An 18971-nucleotide genomic window follows, 5' to 3' on the forward strand; every position below is an offset into this window, starting at 1 on the left:
AGCAGCCCCGATGTCTCTTTGTTGGCCTGAACAGACCGTTCCTTTCAGTCGGCGCCATAATGGCCCAAGCCCTGCGGATCAGCAGGAAATGCTTCGTACATTAGGGCTAGAGAGCCTTGATGAGCTGGTTGATCAGGTTGTGCCTCAGAGCATCCGTCCGTCCATCAAAGGGGCAAGCATTGGCCAAGGGGTGAGTGAGGCAGAAGCCCTTGAACGTTTACGGCGTATGGCGCGGAAGAACCGCCCCATGACGTCTATGATTGGGCAGGGCTATTACGATACGTTTATGCCGTCTGTCGTGATGCGCAACGTGATGGAAAACCCTGCTTGGTATACGGCTTATACGCCCTATCAGCCAGAGATCAGCCAAGGGCGTTTGGAAGCGTTGCTTAACTTCCAAACTTTGGTCAGTGACTTAACGGGAATGCCTGTTGCCAATGCGTCCTTGCTTGATGATGCAACAGCCTGTGCGGAAGCGATGGCGATGGCTCATCGTGTGGGAAAAAAACGCTCTAATCGCTTTCTTGTGGATCAAGACATTCATCCGCAGGTGCTCTCTGTGATGCAAACGCGCGCCCGTCCTCAAGGATGGGAGATTGAGGTAGCTTCCCTTGAAGAGGGCATACCAGAAGGGCCATTTTTTGGCGCCTTACTGGCTTATCCGGGCTCATCGGGAGAGGTGCGTGATCCACGCGTATGTATAGAGGCGCTACATCAGCAAGACGCTATCGTAACGCTTGTATGTGACCCAATGGCGCTTGTGTTGCTGGAATCCCCGCAAGTATTAGGCGCCGATATTGCTGTGGGATCTATGCAGCGTTATGGCATGCCGCTGGGCAACGGTGGGCCCCATGCTGCCTTTATGGCAACAAAGGATGCGTATAAGCGCTCTACCCCTGGGCGGATTGTTGGTGTGTCGCGTGATCGTGCAGGTAAGCCTGCGTTGCGGTTGGCACTGCAAACGCGTGAGCAGCATATTCGCCGTGAGAAGGCGACGTCCAACATTTGTACGGCTCAAGCGCTTCCAGCCATGTTGTCAGGTTTTTATGCGCTTTATCATGGGCCAGAAGGGTTGCAGGCGATTGCAACACGGATCCATCGTTTCACGTCTATTTTAGCGGCCGGTTTTAAAGCGCTTGGGATAACGCGTCGTAACACGCACTTCTTTGACACCATCACGTTAGAGTTCGGGGCGCAGGCTGCAACATTTTTGGACAAAGCGCGTCAGGCTGGCATTAATCTGCGTGATATGGGCGCTGGGCGTGTTGGTATCTCCTGTGATGAAACCACGCAAGCGGAGACGGTTCGTACGTTATGGCGTTGTGCAGGGGCTGATGATGCCCGTTTAGCGGATTTTGAAAAAGAGCTTTCTGTAGGCGACGAAGGGCTTCCTGCGTCTTTGCGCCGTCAGGGAGACCTCTTAACGCATCCTATTTTCCATCGTTATCATTCTGAAACAGATATGATGCGTTATATGCGTCGTCTTGCTGATAAGGACTTAGCGTTGGATCGGAGCATGATTCCATTGGGGTCGTGCACGATGAAGCTCAACCCCGCGACGGCGATGATGCCCATTACATGGCCAGAATTTGGGCGTATCCATCCTTTCGCGCCAGAGGATCAAAAGCAAGGATATACCGAGCTTTACGTCTATCTTGAAAAAGCACTCTGTACGCTTTCAGGCTATGATGCCGTGTCGCTTCAGCCTAACTCTGGTGCTCAAGGTGAGTTCGCTGGGCTGATGGCTATTGCAGCGTATCATCGGGCTCATGGGCAAGGGCAGCGCCATGTGTGCCTTATCCCGGCGTCGGCTCATGGCACGAACCCGGCCTCTGCTCAGATGGCGGGGATGACGGTGGTTGTCGTAGCCTGTGATGATGCTGGGAACGTGGATGTTGCGGATCTTAAAGCGAAGCTAGCCCGGTATGAGGGTGATGTAGCGGCCGTGATGGTGACGTATCCATCAACCCATGGTGTGTTTGAAGAGCGTATTACAGAGATCTGTGCGCTGGTGCATGAGGCTGGCGGGCAGGTTTATCTCGATGGGGCTAATTTAAATGCGCAGGTTGGTTTGGCGCGCCCGGGGAAATATGGGGCGGATGTCTCTCATTTTAACCTGCACAAAACCTTCTGCGTTCCTCATGGTGGTGGGGGCCCAGGGATGGGGCCGATCGGGGTGGGGGCGCATCTTGCCCCTTACCTACCCTCGGGTGAGGCAGGTGGCGAGCGTATTTCAGCAGCCCCTTATGGATCTGCGTCAGTTCTGCCGATTTCAGCTGCCTATATCATGATGATGGGTGATGAAGGCTTACGCCAAGCCTCCATTGTGGCGGTGCTGAATGCGAACTACATCGCTAAGCGGCTTGAAGGGGCTTATGAGGTTCTCTTCCGTGGGGAGAGTGGCTTTACAGCACATGAATGTATCCTCGACTTGCGTCCGCTTAAGGAAAAAGCCGGGGTGACGGTCGATGATATTACCAAGCGCCTGATTGATTATGGCTTCCATGCGCCAACGGTCAGTTTTCCCGTGCCGGGAACGGTGATGATTGAGCCCACCGAATCTGAAAGCCGGTGGGAGCTGGATCGTTTTTGTCAGGCGATGCTCTCTATCCGTGAAGAGATTGCCTTGATTGAAACGGGGGAGCGCCAGTATGAGGAAACGCCTCTTGCCTATGCCCCTCATACAGCGGCTGATCTCGTTTCTGAATGGCCACGGCGTTATAGCCGTCACGAGGGGGTCTATCCTGCTGGGACGGAGATTGATAAATATTGGCCAGCTGTGGGGCGGATTGATAATGTCTGGGGAGATCGGAATTTGATGTGTTCCTGCCCTGATATTGCCTCTTATGTTTCGGATACACAGAACTAGGTAAATGCGCTGGGCGTGTTGTGCCATCAATAGATGTTATCCCTATCATGTGCTTGCCACTGACGTGAAAGCAGGCCATGCAGGGAGAGCACTATAGGAAAGGATATTTCACCATGAGTGACGCTATTCATATTCTCGCTATCGTTACGACTGATGCAGATAAAGCGCCTGCATTAGAGAAGGCTGTACAGCGCTGTGCTGCATTTTCTTTGAAAGAAGAGGCCTGCAAGCGTTATGAGATTTCACGCGACCTTGAAAAGGTTGGTCGTTTTACTGTGAGTGAAATTTGGGCGTCACAGTCTGGCTTTGAAACGCATCTTGCTTCCACTCACTTTGGTGAGTTGGTGGAGCAGGTTAAAAGTCAGGGTGCTCAGCTAGACGTGCTTAAAACACAACCACTTGAACCAAAAGCATAAGACGGAGGTAACAGGCTATGGCCGATTATCGCCTGGGGATCGATTTTGGTGGCACGAAGATTGAAGTGCTGGCCCTTGATCGAGCAGGGAAAGAGGTACTGCGTGAGCGTGTATCCAACCCCGGTAAATATGATGAAGCTGTGTTGGCTGTGCGTGACCTTGTGCTCAAAGCTGAGCAGACGGTTGGTTGTGTTCCCGCGCATCGTATCTCAGCAACACAGCCTTCTTCTACGCTGGGGATTGGTATTCCAGGCTCTCTGTCGCCTGAGACAGGGCTAGTGCGTAATTCCAATGCGACATGGCTCAACAATAATCCATTTAAGGTGGATGTTGAAACAGCACTTGATCGCCCCGTCCGCATTGAAAATGATGCGAACTGTTTTGCTCTGTCAGAGGCTGCAGATGGTGCAGGTTCTGGATATGGTACAGTGCTAGGTGTGATTATTGGGACGGGAATGGGCGGTGGCATTGTCGCTAATGCGCGTATTCTCTCCGGCCATCATCACATTGCGGGTGAATGGGGGCATATTCCTTTGCCGTGGGCAACGAAGGATGATCTTCCTTTGCGGAAATGCTTCTGTGGGAATGAAGGCTGTCAGGAGCGTTATCTTTGCGGCCCAGCTTTAGCAGCGGAATGGAAAGGCGAAGGCAATCGTTCCCCTAGCGGGATTGAGGATGCTGCCAATAATGGTGATGAAGCGGCTATTCGTGCGCTAGACCTCTACATGGATCGTTTCGCACGGGCATGTGGGCAGATTGTCAATTTCCTTGACCCAGACGTGATTGTATTGGGTGGGGGCGTGTCCAACCTGCAGTCCATTTACCAGCGCGTGCCGAAGCTTCTACCACGTCATGTGATCACCTCTCCTTGCACAACGCCTATCGTGCAAAATCGTCACGGTGATAGCTCTGGTGTGCGTGGGGCCGCGTGGTTGTGGGATGTTAGCGAAACAGGGGCCCCGACCGAAGACTGAGTATCGTCTTCTTTTTAAGGCTTTACGCTCAGAAGGCGTGCTCGGCAAAAGAGCACGCCTTTTTTTAGATCGGATGAAAAGCTGATGGACGTCGTTTATCCTGCCTGTTGCAGGGGCATTCTGTGATGCTGCCGGGGGCTTGGGTGAATTGTACAGCGTCTGAAAGACGAGAACTCTCATGATGCGCTTTTTTATACGCTAAAGCTGAGGGAAGAGAGGGGCCTGATTGTGTATTTGCGACATGTTCTGCTGTCTAGCCTAGAACATTTTGAACAGAATATGATGCCTCTTCTGTGGAGCACAAAGATTGTTATCGCTCCCAGATATGGTCTCATGCGTGCATTATGAACGTATACCTCATAACGGGCATAATCGTGATGGTTGTCCAATAGCACCTCAAATCATGAGGGCGCTCAGGAATGATGAGCTGATGAGCGGAGATATAGGACGCTGAGGTAGTGTTCTACCAGACAGGCAGAATAGTGGTAAAATTATCTCTGATCACAAAAACCCCCGCCTCTCAACAGAAAGGCGGGGGTTTTCTATAGACGTTTTACAGGTCTTTTCCCGATAGGGATCAGACGGAGTAATACATCTCAAACTCAACAGGGTGAGGAGCGTGCTCAAAGCGATACACATCTTCCCATTTCAGGTCGATATAGCTCTCGATCTGATCCTTTGAGAAGACATCCCCTTCCAGCAAGAAGGCGTGATCTTCTTTAAGAGCTTCCAGCGCTTCACGCAAAGAACCGCAGACTGTTGGGATCTGGCTAAGCTCTTCTGGAGGCAGAGCGTAAAGGTCTTTGTCCATTGCTTCGCCAGGATGGATCTTGTTGCGGATCCCGTCCAGACCAGCCATCAGCATCGCACTAAAGGCGAGGTAAGGGTTGGCGGTTGGGTCTGGGAAGCGGACTTCCACGCGTTTGGCTTTTGGGCCGACCGAATGTGGAATACGGCATGCCGCAGACCGGTTTGCTGAAGAGTAAGCCAACAGCACAGGTGCTTCAAACCCTGGGATCAAACGCTTGTAAGAGTTTGTGGATGGGTTGGTAAACGCGTTCAGTGCTTTAGCATGCTTGATGATACCACCGATATAATACAGGGCTTCATCAGAAAGTTCAGCATAGCCTTTTCCTGCGAAACAAGGCTTGCCATCTTTCCAGATAGACTGGTGCACATGCATGCCTGTGCCGTTATCATCAGCAACGGGCTTTGGCATAAAGGTGGCTGTTTTCCCGTAGGAATGGGCGACATTATGCACGCAATATTTATAAATCTGCATGAAGTCAGCAGATTTCACCAAGGTTGAAAAGCTGGTGCCAAGCTCGTGCTGGCTGCGGGCAACTTCGTGATGGTGCTTTTCGATGGAGAGACCCATCTCACCCATTGTGGCCAGCATTTCTGCGCGGAGGTCATTTTCGCTATCCACGGGTGGGACAGGGAAATACCCGCCTTTACGACCAGGGCGATGGCCCATATTCCCTTCTGGGTAGTCTTTCAGGGGGGCGTCAGGCCCTTCAATGCTGTCCACTCGGTAGGTGCTGTAATTTTCACCTGTGCCAAAGACGACATTATCAAAGATGAAGAACTCTGCTTCAGGGCCGAAGAAGGCAGTGTCGCCTAAGCCGCTTTTTTTCAGATATTCTTCTGCTGCACGTGCTGTGGAGCGTGGATCGCGAGCGTAGAACCCTTTAGAGCGAGGGTCGACAATATCGCAGAACAAAATAAGCTGTGGACGCGCCGTGAACGGGTCCATAACGGCTGTTTCTGGATCTGGCAGGAGAACCATGTCAGATTCATTGATCGCTTTCCATCCTTGGATGGAGGAGCCATCAAACATAAAGCCATCTTTGAAGCTATCTTCCTCAATGGTGGCGACCGTTTGGGTCGTGTGGTGCCATTTTCCTTTAGGATCGGTAAAACGGAGATCAACAAACTCAACGCCGTGTTCTTCAATTAAATCAAAGACGCGCTGGATAGCGGCTTTGTTAGGAGCGCTTTTTTTAGAGGAGGATGTTGCTTTTTTGGCCATGGGTTTGTGCCTTCGCATGATTAAACTGCTTCCAAAACGATTAGGCGACATTGGCGCTCATGTCGAGAGGTTGCGCCCATGATGTTTCCTATGAAAGAATCTTTTCCTTTAGATTATTTTTTCTTTACACATCGTTTTCGCTGGAGTTTCCCGCATGGTTTTGTCTTTTCCTTCTGATGCATCCGGCGTTTCGGATCACATTTTTTTTAACAACCCTGCTGTTTCATGGAGCCCCAATGAGGTGGATGCTGTGCTTCAGCAGCGTTTGAAGGGCATGGATGATGGTGAACTCTTTTTAGAATATCGTGAGAGTGAAACACTGGGCCTTGATAATGGTGTGCTTCGACAAGCGGGTTTCCAGCGTTCATCTGGATTTGGCTTGCGTGGTGTCCAAGGAGAGCAAACAGTTTTTGCCCATTCTGGGACATTAAGCCTAGAGGCGTTGCAGCGTGCATCAGAGGGATTGCAGCTTCTCACATCTCAGGAAGGGGTGGGGCAACCATCATTACAGAGTGATAGCCCTGTCTGTGAGGCACTTTATAAAGCCGATCACCCCTTAACAGAGGGGGTATTTGCCGATCGTGCTACTCTTTTAAGTGAGATTGATGCCTATGGGCGTGGGCTGGACCCGCGCGTTGTTCAGGTTAATGCTACGTTACATACGCAGTGGCAGGTTGTGCGCGTGATGCGACCTGGCTTCCTCAATGGTGGTCGTGAGGCTCCTATGGTGGATGTGCGACCTCTCGTGCGGTTGGACATTACGATTATTGTCGAGCAAGCGGGGCGGCGTGAAAGTGGGCGTTCCGGGCAGGGGGGGCGTTATAATCTTGCACGTCTTATACAAACGCAGACATGGCAAAGCATGACGCGGGAAGCCTTCCGTCAAGCCTGTGTGAATTTGGAGGCTGTGCCAGCTCCTGCAGGAGATATGCCGGTTGTGTTGGGGGCAGGTTGGCCCGGTATTTTGCTTCATGAAGCTGTTGGACATGGGTTGGAAGGTGACTTTAATCGCAAAGGCACATCGGTCTTTAGCGGTAAGATCGGCCAGCGTGTGGCCTCTCCTGGGGTGACGATTGTTGATGATGGTACGCTTTTTGAACGGCGTGGCTCTCTAGCAATGGATGATGAGGGAACAGCAACACAACGTACTGTGCTGATTGAGGATGGTATTTTGCGTTCTTATATGCAGGATCGTCTTAATGCGCGGTTGATGGGACAGTCCTCAACAGGAAATGGACGTCGAGAATCCTATGCACATGCGCCGATGCCACGTATGACAAATACAGTGATGACAGGAGGCAATTCCTCTGAAGAAGAGATGATCCGCTCGACCAAAAAAGGACTTTACGCTGTCAATTTTGGAGGAGGGCAGGTCGATATTACGTCTGGAAAATTTGTTTTTGCTACATCTGAAGCCTATTTGATTGAAGATGGTAAAATTACAACACCCGTAACCGGCGCGACATTGATCGGCAGCGGATCGGCAGTAATGCGCGGTATTTCAATGATTGGGCCCGAGATGGAACTGGATCCAGGCATCGGCACATGTGGCAAAGCGGGGCAAGGTGTGCCTGTTGGCGTAGGGCAACCCGTGATGAAAGTTGAAGGTTTAACGGTTGGGGGACTTGCATCTTAATTCTTTTGATGGCGTAATCGTTAACTCTCATAAATATTTCTTTAACAAGGTTTGTCCGTATATGAACAAATCCCTGTGGATGTCGTTGGTACTGTCTGGAGTAACCGCTTGGACAGTTGGTTGTGTGGGTCTGGCCCAAGCTGCTGATACGGCAACAGCAACAACACCGGCTGCGGCAACGTCGGCCACAACGAACACAAGCGCGGACAAACCGCTCCCAGAGCAATGGTACACGGGGTCGATTTACTCACCTTCTCCAGCGTTGCCTGCTCCTGGTATGATTGCTGTGGAACCTTACGTTGCTGCAGGCTTGCCTGCCGGTGCTTTTGGTTCAAACGGGCATCTAAATAAGAATGTAGGCTCTCAAAAGTCTATTTCTCAGTATACATTGTTTAAATATGGTCTAACGAGCCACCTGTCTTTTTATTTGTTGCCGGATTACAGTTACAGTTGGGGGAATCACGCAAAAAGATCAGGTTTGAAATTTAATGACTTGCCTGTTGAGTTTGAATATCGTTTGACACCGCATTATACACCTTCTGTTTCGGTGTATCTGGGCTTTAATGCTCCAACGGGTGATTACAGCAATCTCGCCAATGCATCAGAAGGTGTTGGACAGGGCGCGTGGTTTATCCGTTACGGGCTGCATACGCAGTTTGCGTTGCCTTTCTTTAAGCATGCAATGCGTTTCCGTTTCTGGGCGCAGGGGCGTCAGCCTGTAACAAGTGCGCGACTACGGAACATTTCAAGCTATGGGACGGAGATGGGCTTCTCTGGACGGGCTCACCCAGGGCCTTTTGGGAATGAAGGGGGATCGGTTGAGCTGGGGATTACCAAGCGCTGGGTTTTTGCCATGGATCTGTATCATACGTGGTCATCGTCAACGACTTTGCGCGGGTATAATCGCAATACGGGGATGAATGTTCATTCTCGTACAGGATGGTCTGGTGCCTTTAATGTGGGGCCTGCGATTGAATATAACTTCTCTGCTGATGTTGGGGCGCTTGTTGGTGTGATTCTGCCGGTTGCTGGTCATAACACAACGCGTTCGATTTCACCGCAATGCGCTGTTTTTGCAATGTTCTAAGCGTATTGTTCATCATTATATATGTCTTGAAAGCCGCTCTTTTGGAGCGGCTTTTTGCTATCTGCTCTTTAGAGGGGAAGGCATTAGCGTAGGCATCCTAATATCATAACGATCATCATTAATCAGTGTCAGAAGAGCTTTCGGCTTTACAAAGGCACAACCTATTTTATAGAATCATGACGTTCTTTTTATCGGTCGTGTTTTAGGATAATTTTTTCCGAAACGTAGAAGAACAATCACTATCAAGTACTGTATTACTTGCATGGCACGCGAATTGATGCTCTGGCGTGGAAATATTTAATGAAATCGTCTGTTTTTGGTCAGAAGGGAGCATTCAAATAATATTAGATATATTCCCTCGGTCAATTGATGCCGAAAAATACGACACTCTCATAGTTATGTTGAGAGAGGATCAGTAAAATAAAAACTGTGCTTTAAGGAGTTAACGTTATGAGTAAAGAGACGGTATCGCCGCTTTTACAGCAGGCGAGTGGGCGGTTTGATTTATATGAAATTGCTCAATCATTCCCTCCAACAGCAGATACAATGCTGCTCGATACCTATGTGTCGGATAAACCAGAAGCTAGCATAAGGGTTTTTCGGATTTATCGTGATGTTCCGGCACATTATCATAATCAATGCGATGAAGTTTTATATGTCCTTTCAGGAGAGGGAACATTTTGGATTGATGATCCTGAGGAAGAAGCGCCTTTTGCGCCAGGACAGGTGATCATTTTTCCTAGGCGGGCTGTTCATTCTGTTCCGCGTATTATTAAAGGACCTGTCGTGTTCTTTTCGATCGATACGCCGCGACGCGCTCCAGATGATGTCGTGTTTGTGAACCCGGATGAAGGCACGCCCTCAACCTTCATCGCGCGTTTGTAAGAAGGTGAGAGCCTCCTGCCATTAAAGCAAGGAAGGAGGCTCCTGTCTCATAGGCCTTGAGAGGAATAAATAAGGCGAAAGATCATTCTTAAAAGATAGGGAATGCCATATTCGATGAGGAGCAGCAGGATAAGAGGCGATAAATCCAACGCTCCCATATCTGGCAGGATGGCGCGAATAGGGCGAAGAACGGGTTCAACCAAACGAACAAGCGTAGTAAAGGCGCTCATTAAAAAGCGATTATTACGAATATCGAGAATACCGAACCCGACAGCCATAGAGGCAACGCAATAGGCCAAGATGATCCATACATACACTTGAAGAAGTGCCATGATGATCTTCATCAGTTGGGCATAAAGCAGAATGATGTTCACGAATTGACCTCATTGAGAGCGATCGGGGTGCCATGTGTAAGGCGGAGACACGCACCCTAACAATATAGCTGCAAAAAGCTATCGTTTTTTAGACAGCAGAACAAGCGTGATAGTGGGCACTTCTCTTGACAGGTCTAAGTGATCGTGATGGAATATTGTCGTTCATGGGGCTGTAGCTCAGTTGGTAGAGCGCCTCGTTCGCAATGAGGAGGTCAGGGGTTCGACTCCCCTCAGCTCCACCATGAATTCACCTGTCATCATGCTGCGGTACAGTAGGCGTTCCATGAGGTATTATGGACGACGGTACCGCCTGTATCAGCTGTAAATGAAGGTGATGGCCGTTTGAGTAATTTAGTCCAGAAATCTCTGTGAGTTGCTGAGTTCCTATACCCATGTGGCGAAGGCTTTCTGTGAGAGTAGGGGCGTCTTTACGGTCTATTAGCAGAAGATCACAACGTGCGTGGGCTTGCAGGCTTTGTGCAGCAAGGGACGGAGATAAAAGGCGCGTCTGTTCTCCTGCCAAAAAGACAAGGCTCGGTTCGTGATACGAGGCTGAGATGAGTACGCTTGAGGGGCATGGGCGCCATTGGTTAAAGGCCTGCGCTACTTTGGGTGAAAGCTGAATCTGGGAAAGAGCAGGGATGACAGCTAGAAAAAGCCCTACATGAATGAGTAAAGTCGTTCCAATGGCACAATAGGCGGATTCCTGAGGTTTTTGATGATAGAAATACCAGATTGCGCTGAGCATAAGCGGTAAACACCCCAGCAGAGCGATAAGAGCACGAATGGAGAGAAGATGTTCCATACGCGCGAGCAGGACTGTGCCAGCACAGCAAAAGAGTAGCCCAAGGACTGACCATAATCCGCCATAAAGGCTGAGTAAGGCCTTCCCCCATCGTGAAAAATGATGCTGGGGCCAAGCGATGAGCGAAGCTGCCGTGAGTAGAGCAATCGCTGGGAATGTAGGGAGTACATAATGGGGGAGCTTTGTGGCGAGGAGCTCAAAAAAGACCCAATGAGGGATGATCCAGCACAGAAGAAAGCGAACAGAGTGGCACCGTCGATGGTGCCAAATACTGGGGAGAGCACGAACAGTGAAGAGTGCCCCCGGCCAAAAGCTGAGTAAAAAGACGAGGAGATAATAGCCGGGGGGAAAACCGTGAGATTCCTGTGCGTGGCCAATTTTTCCCAAGAGGTTATGCCCCACAGCGTTGGTAAAGAAAGCACCATGGCTGACAAGAGCAATCCCGATACACCAAGGTAAAGCGACAGTGAGCATCGCGGGCACACCCCATAGAGGGTGAAGGCGACGCCAAAGAGCTGTTGAACGTTCTGCTATACTAAAAGCCAATGGCGTGCCGAGGCCGGGAATAAGGACAATAGGGCCTTTGAGCATAAGGCCGCATCCAAGAGCGAGCCAGAATCCCAACGTTACGTAGCGTGATGTTGGTCGTACGCTATGACGGTCGCGAATATGGCACCAAAGCAGGGCTTCTGCACAGAGGATATCCAGCAGCAGCACGGTATCAATTGTGGCCATGCGTATTTCAGCGGCGAACAACGTGGATGCCATGAGAAGAAAGGCCGCTAATAGCCCAACGCCGCTACTAAAGAGTGAGGCTCCTAGCCAAGCGGTGAGAGGGACAATCGCACTTGCAGCAAGAAGGCTGGGGAGGCGATAGGGCCATGTTTGGTGGCGTATCTCTGGCCCTAAAACGAACTCACTTATTTTCTCAGACCCTGCCTCAAGCCAATAAATACCAGCCGGTTGAAGATAGCGTGGATGGTCTTGGAAGCGAATATCAAGATAGTTCCCTGAGCTGAGCATTTGCTCCGTGGCTTCCATATAGCGCGGCTCGTCGCGGTCAAGCGGGGGGAGGGCCATACGACCGGGAAGAGCAAGAACAAAAGCCAGCAAGGCGAGAAGGAGATAATGCTTCCGCTGAAGTGTCACAATGACGGGCTTTCTCTCAATATAGGGTAGGTTAGGGTAGGGAAGGTTATAATTCTGTTGGTGGACGGGTAGGGCGTGCGCGGTCTTGTAACCACATCACCCCAAGGAGGTCTCGAATACCAACGAGAGCACGGTTAAAGTTCGTGTATTTGGAGCTTCCGTGGAGCCGTTGCCTATGAGTTGTTTCAAGGCAAATAAGCTGGGCACCATAACGGCCCATCAAAGCGGGAAGGAAACGATGCAGTCCCTCAAATTGTGGGAGGGAGAGGAAAAGCTCTCGAGGGAAAAGTTTGAGGGGGGCCCCGGTATCTGGACATCCATCATGAAGAAGACGCCGCCGCAGGCCATTAGCAAAGCGTGTGGCAAGACGGCGTGAAAAGCGGTCGCGCCGTTTTCGGCGTATGCCGACCACTAAAGGCGTTGCATCGTGTGAAGCACATGTAATGGCTTCATCAAGCATGATGCTTATGGTGCGTGGGTCATCTTGTCCGTCACCATCCATCGTTGCAATCCAAGGCGCACGGGCTGCTGCAATGGCTGTGTGCAGACCGGCTGACTTTCCAAGGCAATGAGGATGGGCGAGAATGCGCAACCGTGGAAGAATAGAGCGCCGGGCTTCTAAAAGCCGCTCCAATGTAGCGTCTGAGCTTCCATCATCAACGATAATAATTTCATGGGGAGGGAAGCCCTCTGAGGCTGACGCTAGTTCCTGACAGACAGGAAGAATATTGTCAGCCTCGTTGAGGACTGTAATGACGACAGCCAATAGAGGCGAAGAAAGCGTCTCGGCCGTCATCATAGATTACGCAGCTTGGCGGCGTAAGTTTTTAGACAAATTGTCTAGTCCACCGTCCAAAAGAAGGCGGGCTAGTTCAGGGTCTTGAGCGAGTTTTTCAGTGATAACATCACGTGTCGCCTTCATGGTGACGCGTGTTGCTTCATTGCGGATATCAAGCAGAGCATTTTTCTCTGCAATTTCAATCCGTTCGCGTGCTTGCTTTTCATGGCGCGCAACAGTTTCTTGAGCTTCACGGGCTGCGCGTTCCTTTAAGGAGGCCGCTTCAGCTCTTGAGGCTGCAATCAGCTGCTCTGCGTCTTGTAAAGCATGCTCGCGCTCGCGGTTGGCATCTTCAAGCATTTGTTCTGCTTCACGCCGGAGGCGTGTTGCTTCATCAAGGTGGCTTCGCACATTATTAGCACGCTCATCGAGCTTAGACGTAATTGCACGCCAAAGCACACGGCCAAAAATGATGAAAAACAGAACAAAGGCTAGAGATTCCCAAAAGCGTGGTTCATGAAACATGATAATCTCTCCTTCAGCTGCGGGCACGCTCAACAGCTTTAGTCACAGTGTCACTGTCATAATGGCCCAAAAGCCGTTCTGTCAGTGTTGCTGTCGTAGCTGAAGCAATGTCTGTCAGATGGGAAAGAGCATCACTACGAGCTTTTGCAATCTCTTTCTCTGCTGCGCGGATTTCTTGATCCAAACGTGAGGCAGTCTCGGCACTTTGAGCGTCAGCTTCGGCCTTGGCTTTGTCACGAATGCTTTGAATATCCGCCCGGGCGCTTTCAGCAGCTTTTTCCTTCGCATCAAGGAGTTCTTGATGCGCACGGTCAGCCTCTTTCTTGCTCTGTCGGGCAAGGTCGAGGTCTTTTTTAATCCGTGCATCACGCTTCTCAATTACCCGTGCGACACGCGGCAAAGCCGAGCGACTGAGGATAAAGTAGAAGATGATGAAGATGAGTGCTCCCCAGACCACTTGTCCCTGCAAGAGAGGGTCACCGAAGTGAAGCTGGGGCATGCCTTCCGCCACGGCCCGGCCCGGCAAGGCCGCAAGAGGGGCGGCAGACAGGAGGAAACGAGGCGTCAGGCGCATCTCATTAGATCCTTAGACGAAGAGGATAAGGAAGGCGATCAGAAGGGCGAAGAGAGCAATAGCTTCTGTCAGGGCGAAGCCAAGCATCCCAAGACCGAACACATGCGGACGGGAGGCAGGGTTACGTGCGATGGAGTTCACCAGTGCGGCGAAGATATTGCCGATACCGGCACCAACGCCAGCCAGAGCGATAACAGCAAGACCGGCACCAATTTCGCGAGCGGGATGAAGGAGGTCCATGGGTCAGATTCCTCTAAGTCAGGTCAATGACAAAAGCGGTAAGGGCGAGGGGCACCTCAGTGTGAGGTGGCCTCGCTCAGGTAAATGCAAGTGAGAATGGCAAACACATAGGCCTGCAGAAAACCCACTAGCAGCTCGAGTGCCGTTAGAGCGATGTTAATCGCGACTGGAGCGACAGCCAAAACATGGCCAACGACCCCCAGACCGGCAAGCATAATCGTAAAACTTGCAAAAACTTCCAGCAGCACATGGCCTGCTACCATATTGGCAAACAGACGAATAGACAGGCTAACTGGGCGTGACAGGAATGACAGGATCTCGATCGGAATCAGGATCGGTGACAAAGCCATTGGCGCGCCTTCAGGCATGAAATGCTTGAAGAAGCCTAGCCCCTGAAAGCGTAATGCGGTCAGGATAGAGATCACAAACACAGCCAGAGCCATCGCGAGTGTGACAGCGATATGGCTGGTGAACGTGAACGAAAAAGGTAACAGGCCGAGATAATTACCAGCCAAAATGAAGAAGAAGAGCGCAAAGATAAAAGGAAAAAACGCTGTGCCCTTCTCACCAATAGTGCTGACGGCGAGATCGCGAACAAAGTCATATCCCACTTCGGCTGCAGCTTGCAGCCGGCCTGGCACAACAGCAGCAGGACGCATGCCTATATAAAGGAAGGCAAGAACGAGTGCGACTGCAATCACCATGAACAGCGGGGATTGGGACAGACACAGAGTCTCACCGAAAGAACCAAGAATCGGATGCAGTTCAAACTGTCCGAGCGCGTCAATCGTTGATCCGCTGGCCACGCTGGCTTCTCCCGTCTTTCTTCGCTCCGACATCGGGTATCGGAGCATTCACAACCCGCCAGACATTTCTCATGCCGGCACAAAAACCAAGCAGGGTAAAGACGATCAAAAACAAAGGCAGATGCCCTGTCCAACGATCTAGGCCATAACCGATGCCCACGCCAACGGCGATCCCGGCGATCATGTCACTGCCAATCCGTAGAGCCATACCGAAAGAGGAGTTCTCTCCTCCCCCCATAAAGCTACGGCGTGCTTTTGTTTGAGGAACGCGACGACTTTCTGCCTGAGAAAGGCGCTCTTCAAAGCGACGTTCCTCTTTAGAAGAAAGATGGTCCACGGTTATTCCCCCAAACCCCTGCGATGTGAAAGAGACAAGAACCCTCCGTTGAAAATGGAGGGAGCTTACATCTCCTCTACGGGGAGTTAGCTAGACACTGCAATAGGTAAATGTCAACAATCTTTGGCCACAAACCCAGTAGAGATGGGCATTAAAAGAGGTCATTACGACCCCTTTTCAAACGCTATTTAACCAACAAGACGAAGACGACGTTTTGTCGATGTTTTGCCATTTGCTGGGGATTCTTCTCCCCCAAAAGGTAACATCGGAGGGCTGTCATCTTCTGTGCTATTATCTATAGGCGCATCTGGCATGTGTTGACCAAGATAGGCTTCTGAGAGGGAGCGAAAAGCGTAATCCAGCATAGACGTGGCATAAGTAGCAACAGGGTCTCCCTCAACCGTGCCGCCGGGGCCGAAACGTGTGTAGGAGAACTGGTCGACAAAAGCCTCAAGAGGAGCCCCAAACTGAAGACCGATGCTGACAGCTTGGCCTAAACACTCCATTAATCCGCGAGCCATAGGGCTTTCGCGTGGCGGGGAAAGGGCGAGAGCTCCGAGAGAGCCGTCTTCAAACTCGCTTGTACGCATAAAGAGCCGATGTCCGCCAATGGAGGCACGTTGGCTAAATCCACCCTGACGCATGGGGAGGTGGCGCCTAACGCCCCGTTCAAGACGGCTCATAGTCGCTTCAGTCTCTGGTTCAGGCCGTTGTGGCAGATAGTCACAGAGGCCGGCCAGCGCGTCTTGCATGCGGGCATGGGCTTGGCTGTCTGTTTGAGGAAGCGGCTGCGTGCCTCCCAGAGCTAACGCCAAGGCTTTTTCCGGTGTGAGCCCACGGTGGGCGAGGCGATTGAGAGTAGACGGGCGGAGGCGTCCCTCGTCGTCAAGGAGAGAGAAAATAGGCGCGAGACCACAGGCTTCCACTTCTAAGAGTGCATCACTTGGCCCGGGTGATGAAAAGCCCGTTTCAATGGGCGCACGGTCAGAGTGCGCTGCCGCTGCTGTTGAGACGGAAACAGCAACGCGCTCGAACTCAGGAAAATTAGGGGTCGAGAAGAGAGGAGCAGGTTCTTTTGTTCCAGCCCGTGCGACGACCCGTGCAAGGCCGGTAATGGCGCGTGCCATCTGTCGCCCTTCGTCACTATCATAGTCCAAACCGATAGCGGCGAGGCAGGCATCTAGGTCGGTAAGGAGCACGACCCCTGCAGGATGATGAGATGCTGTGTAGGGAGGCGTGTCATCAAACAAAGGGAGTTCGCCACTTTGTTCTGCGTGTTGAGCGGCGTCGAGACGGCGTAAGCTGTCACAGGCGAGCTTGAGGCAGGCCACAAAATGCTCAGGTGAGAAGCAGTTTTCCTGCACGAAGCCTGAAAGGCGAACGACAAAGCCAGGTTGTTCGTCGGGCTGACGCCTCCAAAGGGCGAGGTTGGGGGTCATGTGCTGCATGAGGAGCAGGCACGACAAGCTCCGCCCAGGAGGTGGGGCCTCTTTGGGGGCGCCTGATAATGGAGGGGTTGCGTCGATCATATCAACCCATCGTGCAGCCTCAGAGGAGAGGCGCAGCGGGCCGCCACATGTCGGTGTCAGTTGAGTGAGCGCCTGGGCGGCGTTGTCGCCCCAGGCAGACGGGAGCGTGACCGAACGCAATGTGGCGCTGTCCGGGTCCGTGCTGATCTGAAGCGTTCTCATGCGAACGCCGTTCCAGTGAAGGTGCGCTTTCATAGAGATGATTCTAGTACTCAAAATAGCTGACGCAAACCGTGGGAGAGCAGTATTCTTGGGAAAAGATAGCTATAAAGATGGGGATATAGGGGATAACCTGCAAAGAACGATAAAAGAGGGATGATTGGACGTGTGCTGTAGAGTTCGCTAGAGCCTTAATAGGCAGGGCGTCTCTTGCTGCTATGGACGTCAATAGGGCACATAGAAATAGTCAGAACGTAAGAGAGGAAGCATGGTGACAGGGATCTCCAGCGACGGGCTCTCCACAAAACAGGCCCGACAGACACGTTTAGAGTTTGGTGTGGGGTTGGTTGTTGCGATAGCGTTAGCCGCTTTAGTGGCGATGGCTTTGTTGGGGCGGCATCAATCGCATGATCGGGGCTATATGCTTCAGGCCGCTTTTAATCATATTGATGGCTTGTCGGTGGGGTCTGACATACGGCTTGCAGGTGTGACGGTTGGGCATGTGGTGAGCACAGCCATTGATCCGCGTCATTATCAGGCACAAGTCACGTTTTCTGTCGCACCAGACGTGCAGCTTCCTGTTGATAGTGGTGCTATCATTACGTCGGACTCCTTGCTGGGGGGGAAATATATCGCACTTAACCCCGGTGGAGACACGGCGATGCTGCATGCTGGAAGCATGGTGAGTGAAACGCAGGGGGCGATTAGCCTTGAGCAGCTATTAAGCAAGTTTATTTTTTCAGTAACGGATTCATTGCAAAAGAAAGACCAGCCTGCTTCCACTTCTCCTTCAGCAGGAGGGGCGGGGGATGCAACGACAGGGGCAAAAACGCCGTGAGCAACGATGATAAAACGCCTTTTTGGGCTGATGAGCACGGGCAGAAGCTGACATGTACGGAAAAGCTTCGGACATTGCGCGAGAATGAAAGCGAACTGCATCAAGTGATGCAGGATGCTTACGAGGATGCGCTTCTTTTCGGGGTCGATCCATTGATTATCAAGGCGCGTTTTGAGGCTTTGGTGAAAAAGATGGAGAGTCCTTTCTGTAAAAAGGGAGCCGATAGCGCAACAACGGAGGATCCGTCATGACACAGCGTGCGATGAGGCTTCTCCCGCTTTTAGCGCTGGTGAGCAGTGTGAGTGCTCTTGATGGTGCTTGGGCTGGCGATGGAGGGGGGGTGTATGGTGTCGCACCGCCGGCAACCTACCCTGACACGGCGTGGCAGGGACGTTCGGAAGCGATAGTGCGTGTGCTTAATCGCCTCGATTCACATGTGAATGACGTGACGATCCCTGTTGGGAAAGAGGTGACATATCGTAGTCTTACGGTGCGTGTGATGGCTTGTGTGCAACGTCCGCCAACGTTACCGGCAGAGTCTGCTGTGCATCTTCATATTGAGGAAACGAAAGCACAGAATGTCCCGGTTTTTGACGGATGGATGCTTGCGACGCAACCGTCTCTTGGGGTGTATGGCAATCCGCTATATGATGTGCAGGCGGTACGCTGCCAAGGCCAAGATGTTGCGCCACAGCCGGGGGCATTGCCGCCGACTAAGGCGCCATCTCTTGGGGCGATTGTGACGCCTCATATGGATGCAGATCATCAGGAAGCACAAGGGGACGGGGCCTATCACCCTCCTCAGCCGCCTCAGGCACCACCAACAGGCGGCCCGATGTCGTTGTTGCCACCTGCAGCACCTGCCCCTTCGGCCGGTGGGGCTCCCTTGCCGCCACCAGCGCCACCGAGCACGGGAGCTTCCCCTACAAGCGGGCGGTAAGCTCTGTTGGGAGTAAAG

Annotated in this window: 19 protein-coding genes and 1 tRNA gene; 10 read left to right on the forward strand and 10 right to left on the reverse strand. The window is 51.8% G+C overall.

Translation table 11 applies throughout. The features are described from left to right. Positions 1-10: 10 nt before the first annotated feature. From gcvP to F457_RS0104380, 3 genes are all read left to right on the forward strand, one after another. Entirely contained in the window at positions 11-2869 is a 2859-nt protein-coding gene (gcvP, locus tag F457_RS0104370) for an aminomethyl-transferring glycine dehydrogenase (protein WP_051081292.1), read from the forward strand. Positions 2870-2982: 113 nt separating this feature from the next. Further along, entirely contained in the window at positions 2983-3285 is a 303-nt protein-coding gene (locus tag F457_RS12165) for a putative quinol monooxygenase (protein WP_018979920.1), read from the forward strand. A 17-nt stretch (positions 3286-3302) separates the two neighbouring features. Continuing rightward, positions 3303-4259, forward strand: coding sequence for an ROK family protein (locus F457_RS0104380; RefSeq protein WP_018979921.1), 957 nt, complete (start codon positions 3303-3305; stop codon positions 4257-4259). A gap of 577 nt (positions 4260-4836) precedes the next feature. On the opposite strand, the gene glnA is transcribed toward F457_RS0104380, so the two are convergent. After that, positions 4837-6291, reverse strand: a complete 1455-nt coding sequence (glnA, locus tag F457_RS0104385) for a type I glutamate--ammonia ligase (RefSeq protein WP_018979922.1) — start codon at positions 6289-6291, stop codon at positions 4837-4839. 154 nt (positions 6292-6445) lie between these two features. Here glnA and tldD point away from each other — a divergent pair, with 154 nt between their 5' ends. From tldD to F457_RS0104400, 3 genes are all read left to right on the forward strand, one after another. Then, entirely contained in the window at positions 6446-7927 is a 1482-nt protein-coding gene (tldD, locus tag F457_RS0104390) for a metalloprotease TldD (RefSeq protein ID WP_018979923.1), read from the forward strand. 61 nt (positions 7928-7988) lie between these two features. Beyond that, positions 7989-9014, forward strand: coding sequence for a hypothetical protein (locus F457_RS0104395; RefSeq protein WP_018979924.1), 1026 nt, complete (start codon positions 7989-7991; stop codon positions 9012-9014). A 450-nt stretch (positions 9015-9464) separates the two neighbouring features. Next, positions 9465-9899 (forward strand): cupin domain-containing protein, encoded by a 435-nt coding sequence (locus tag F457_RS0104400; protein WP_018979925.1) that lies wholly within the window; start codon positions 9465-9467, stop codon positions 9897-9899. A gap of 47 nt (positions 9900-9946) precedes the next feature. Here F457_RS0104400 and F457_RS0104405 read toward each other — a convergent pair whose 3' ends face one another. Next, positions 9947-10273, reverse strand: coding sequence for a YggT family protein (locus F457_RS0104405; protein WP_245539110.1), 327 nt, complete (start codon positions 10271-10273; stop codon positions 9947-9949). A gap of 166 nt (positions 10274-10439) precedes the next feature. Here F457_RS0104405 and F457_RS0104410 point away from each other — a divergent pair. After that, a tRNA-Ala gene (locus F457_RS0104410) sits at positions 10440-10515 on the forward strand. Positions 10516-10520: 5 nt separating this feature from the next. Here the strand turns inward: F457_RS0104410 and F457_RS0104415 are convergent. From F457_RS0104415 to F457_RS0104450, 8 genes are all read right to left on the reverse strand, one after another. Then, complete coding sequence (locus F457_RS0104415; protein WP_018979927.1) at positions 10521-12227, reverse strand: ArnT family glycosyltransferase; 1707 nt, start codon at positions 12225-12227, stop codon at positions 10521-10523. A 46-nt stretch (positions 12228-12273) separates the two neighbouring features. Then, a complete protein-coding gene (locus F457_RS0104420) occupies positions 12274-13023 on the reverse strand; it encodes a glycosyltransferase family 2 protein (protein ID WP_018979928.1) in 750 nt (249 codons plus the stop codon). Between the two features lie 6 nt (positions 13024-13029). Continuing rightward, positions 13030-13530 (reverse strand): F0F1 ATP synthase subunit B family protein, encoded by a 501-nt coding sequence (locus tag F457_RS0104425; RefSeq protein ID WP_018979929.1) that lies wholly within the window; start codon positions 13528-13530, stop codon positions 13030-13032. Between the two features lie 13 nt (positions 13531-13543). Next, positions 13544-14104: a F0F1 ATP synthase subunit B family protein gene (locus F457_RS0104430; RefSeq protein WP_018979930.1), complete on the reverse strand. Its 561-nt coding sequence runs from the start codon at positions 14102-14104 to the stop codon at positions 13544-13546. A gap of 12 nt (positions 14105-14116) precedes the next feature. Then, complete coding sequence (locus F457_RS0104435; protein WP_018979931.1) at positions 14117-14344, reverse strand: ATP synthase subunit C family protein; 228 nt, start codon at positions 14342-14344, stop codon at positions 14117-14119. A 56-nt stretch (positions 14345-14400) separates the two neighbouring features. Next, a complete protein-coding gene (locus F457_RS0104440; protein WP_018979932.1) occupies positions 14401-15150 on the reverse strand; it encodes a F0F1 ATP synthase subunit A in 750 nt (249 codons plus the stop codon). Beyond that, complete coding sequence (locus F457_RS0104445) at positions 15128-15487, reverse strand: AtpZ/AtpI family protein (protein WP_018979933.1); 360 nt, start codon at positions 15485-15487, stop codon at positions 15128-15130. Before F457_RS0104445 ends, F457_RS0104440 begins: the two co-directional genes overlap by 23 nt. A 188-nt stretch (positions 15488-15675) precedes the next feature. After that, a complete protein-coding gene (locus tag F457_RS0104450) occupies positions 15676-17211 on the reverse strand; it encodes a TSCPD domain-containing protein (protein WP_026294189.1) in 1536 nt (511 codons plus the stop codon). Positions 17212-17443: 232 nt separating this feature from the next. Here F457_RS0104450 and mlaD point away from each other — a divergent pair, with 232 nt between their 5' ends. Genes mlaD through F457_RS0104470 form a run of 3 tightly spaced genes read left to right on the forward strand, consistent with a single transcriptional unit; the run spans position 17444 to position 18953 of the window. Further along, a complete protein-coding gene (gene mlaD / locus F457_RS0104460; protein ID WP_018979936.1) occupies positions 17444-18013 on the forward strand; it encodes an outer membrane lipid asymmetry maintenance protein MlaD in 570 nt (189 codons plus the stop codon). Continuing rightward, positions 18010-18264 (forward strand): hypothetical protein, encoded by a 255-nt coding sequence (locus F457_RS0104465; RefSeq protein ID WP_018979937.1) that lies wholly within the window; start codon positions 18010-18012, stop codon positions 18262-18264. The genes mlaD and F457_RS0104465 overlap by 4 nt, the downstream gene beginning before the upstream one ends. Further along, positions 18261-18953 (forward strand): DUF2155 domain-containing protein, encoded by a 693-nt coding sequence (locus tag F457_RS0104470; protein WP_018979938.1) that lies wholly within the window; start codon positions 18261-18263, stop codon positions 18951-18953. Before F457_RS0104465 ends, F457_RS0104470 begins: the two co-directional genes overlap by 4 nt. The last annotated feature ends 18 nt before the right edge of the window (positions 18954-18971 follow it).

The organism is Saccharibacter floricola DSM 15669, assembly GCF_000378165.1.
Classification (GTDB): Bacteria; Pseudomonadota; Alphaproteobacteria; order Acetobacterales; family Acetobacteraceae; genus Saccharibacter; species Saccharibacter floricola.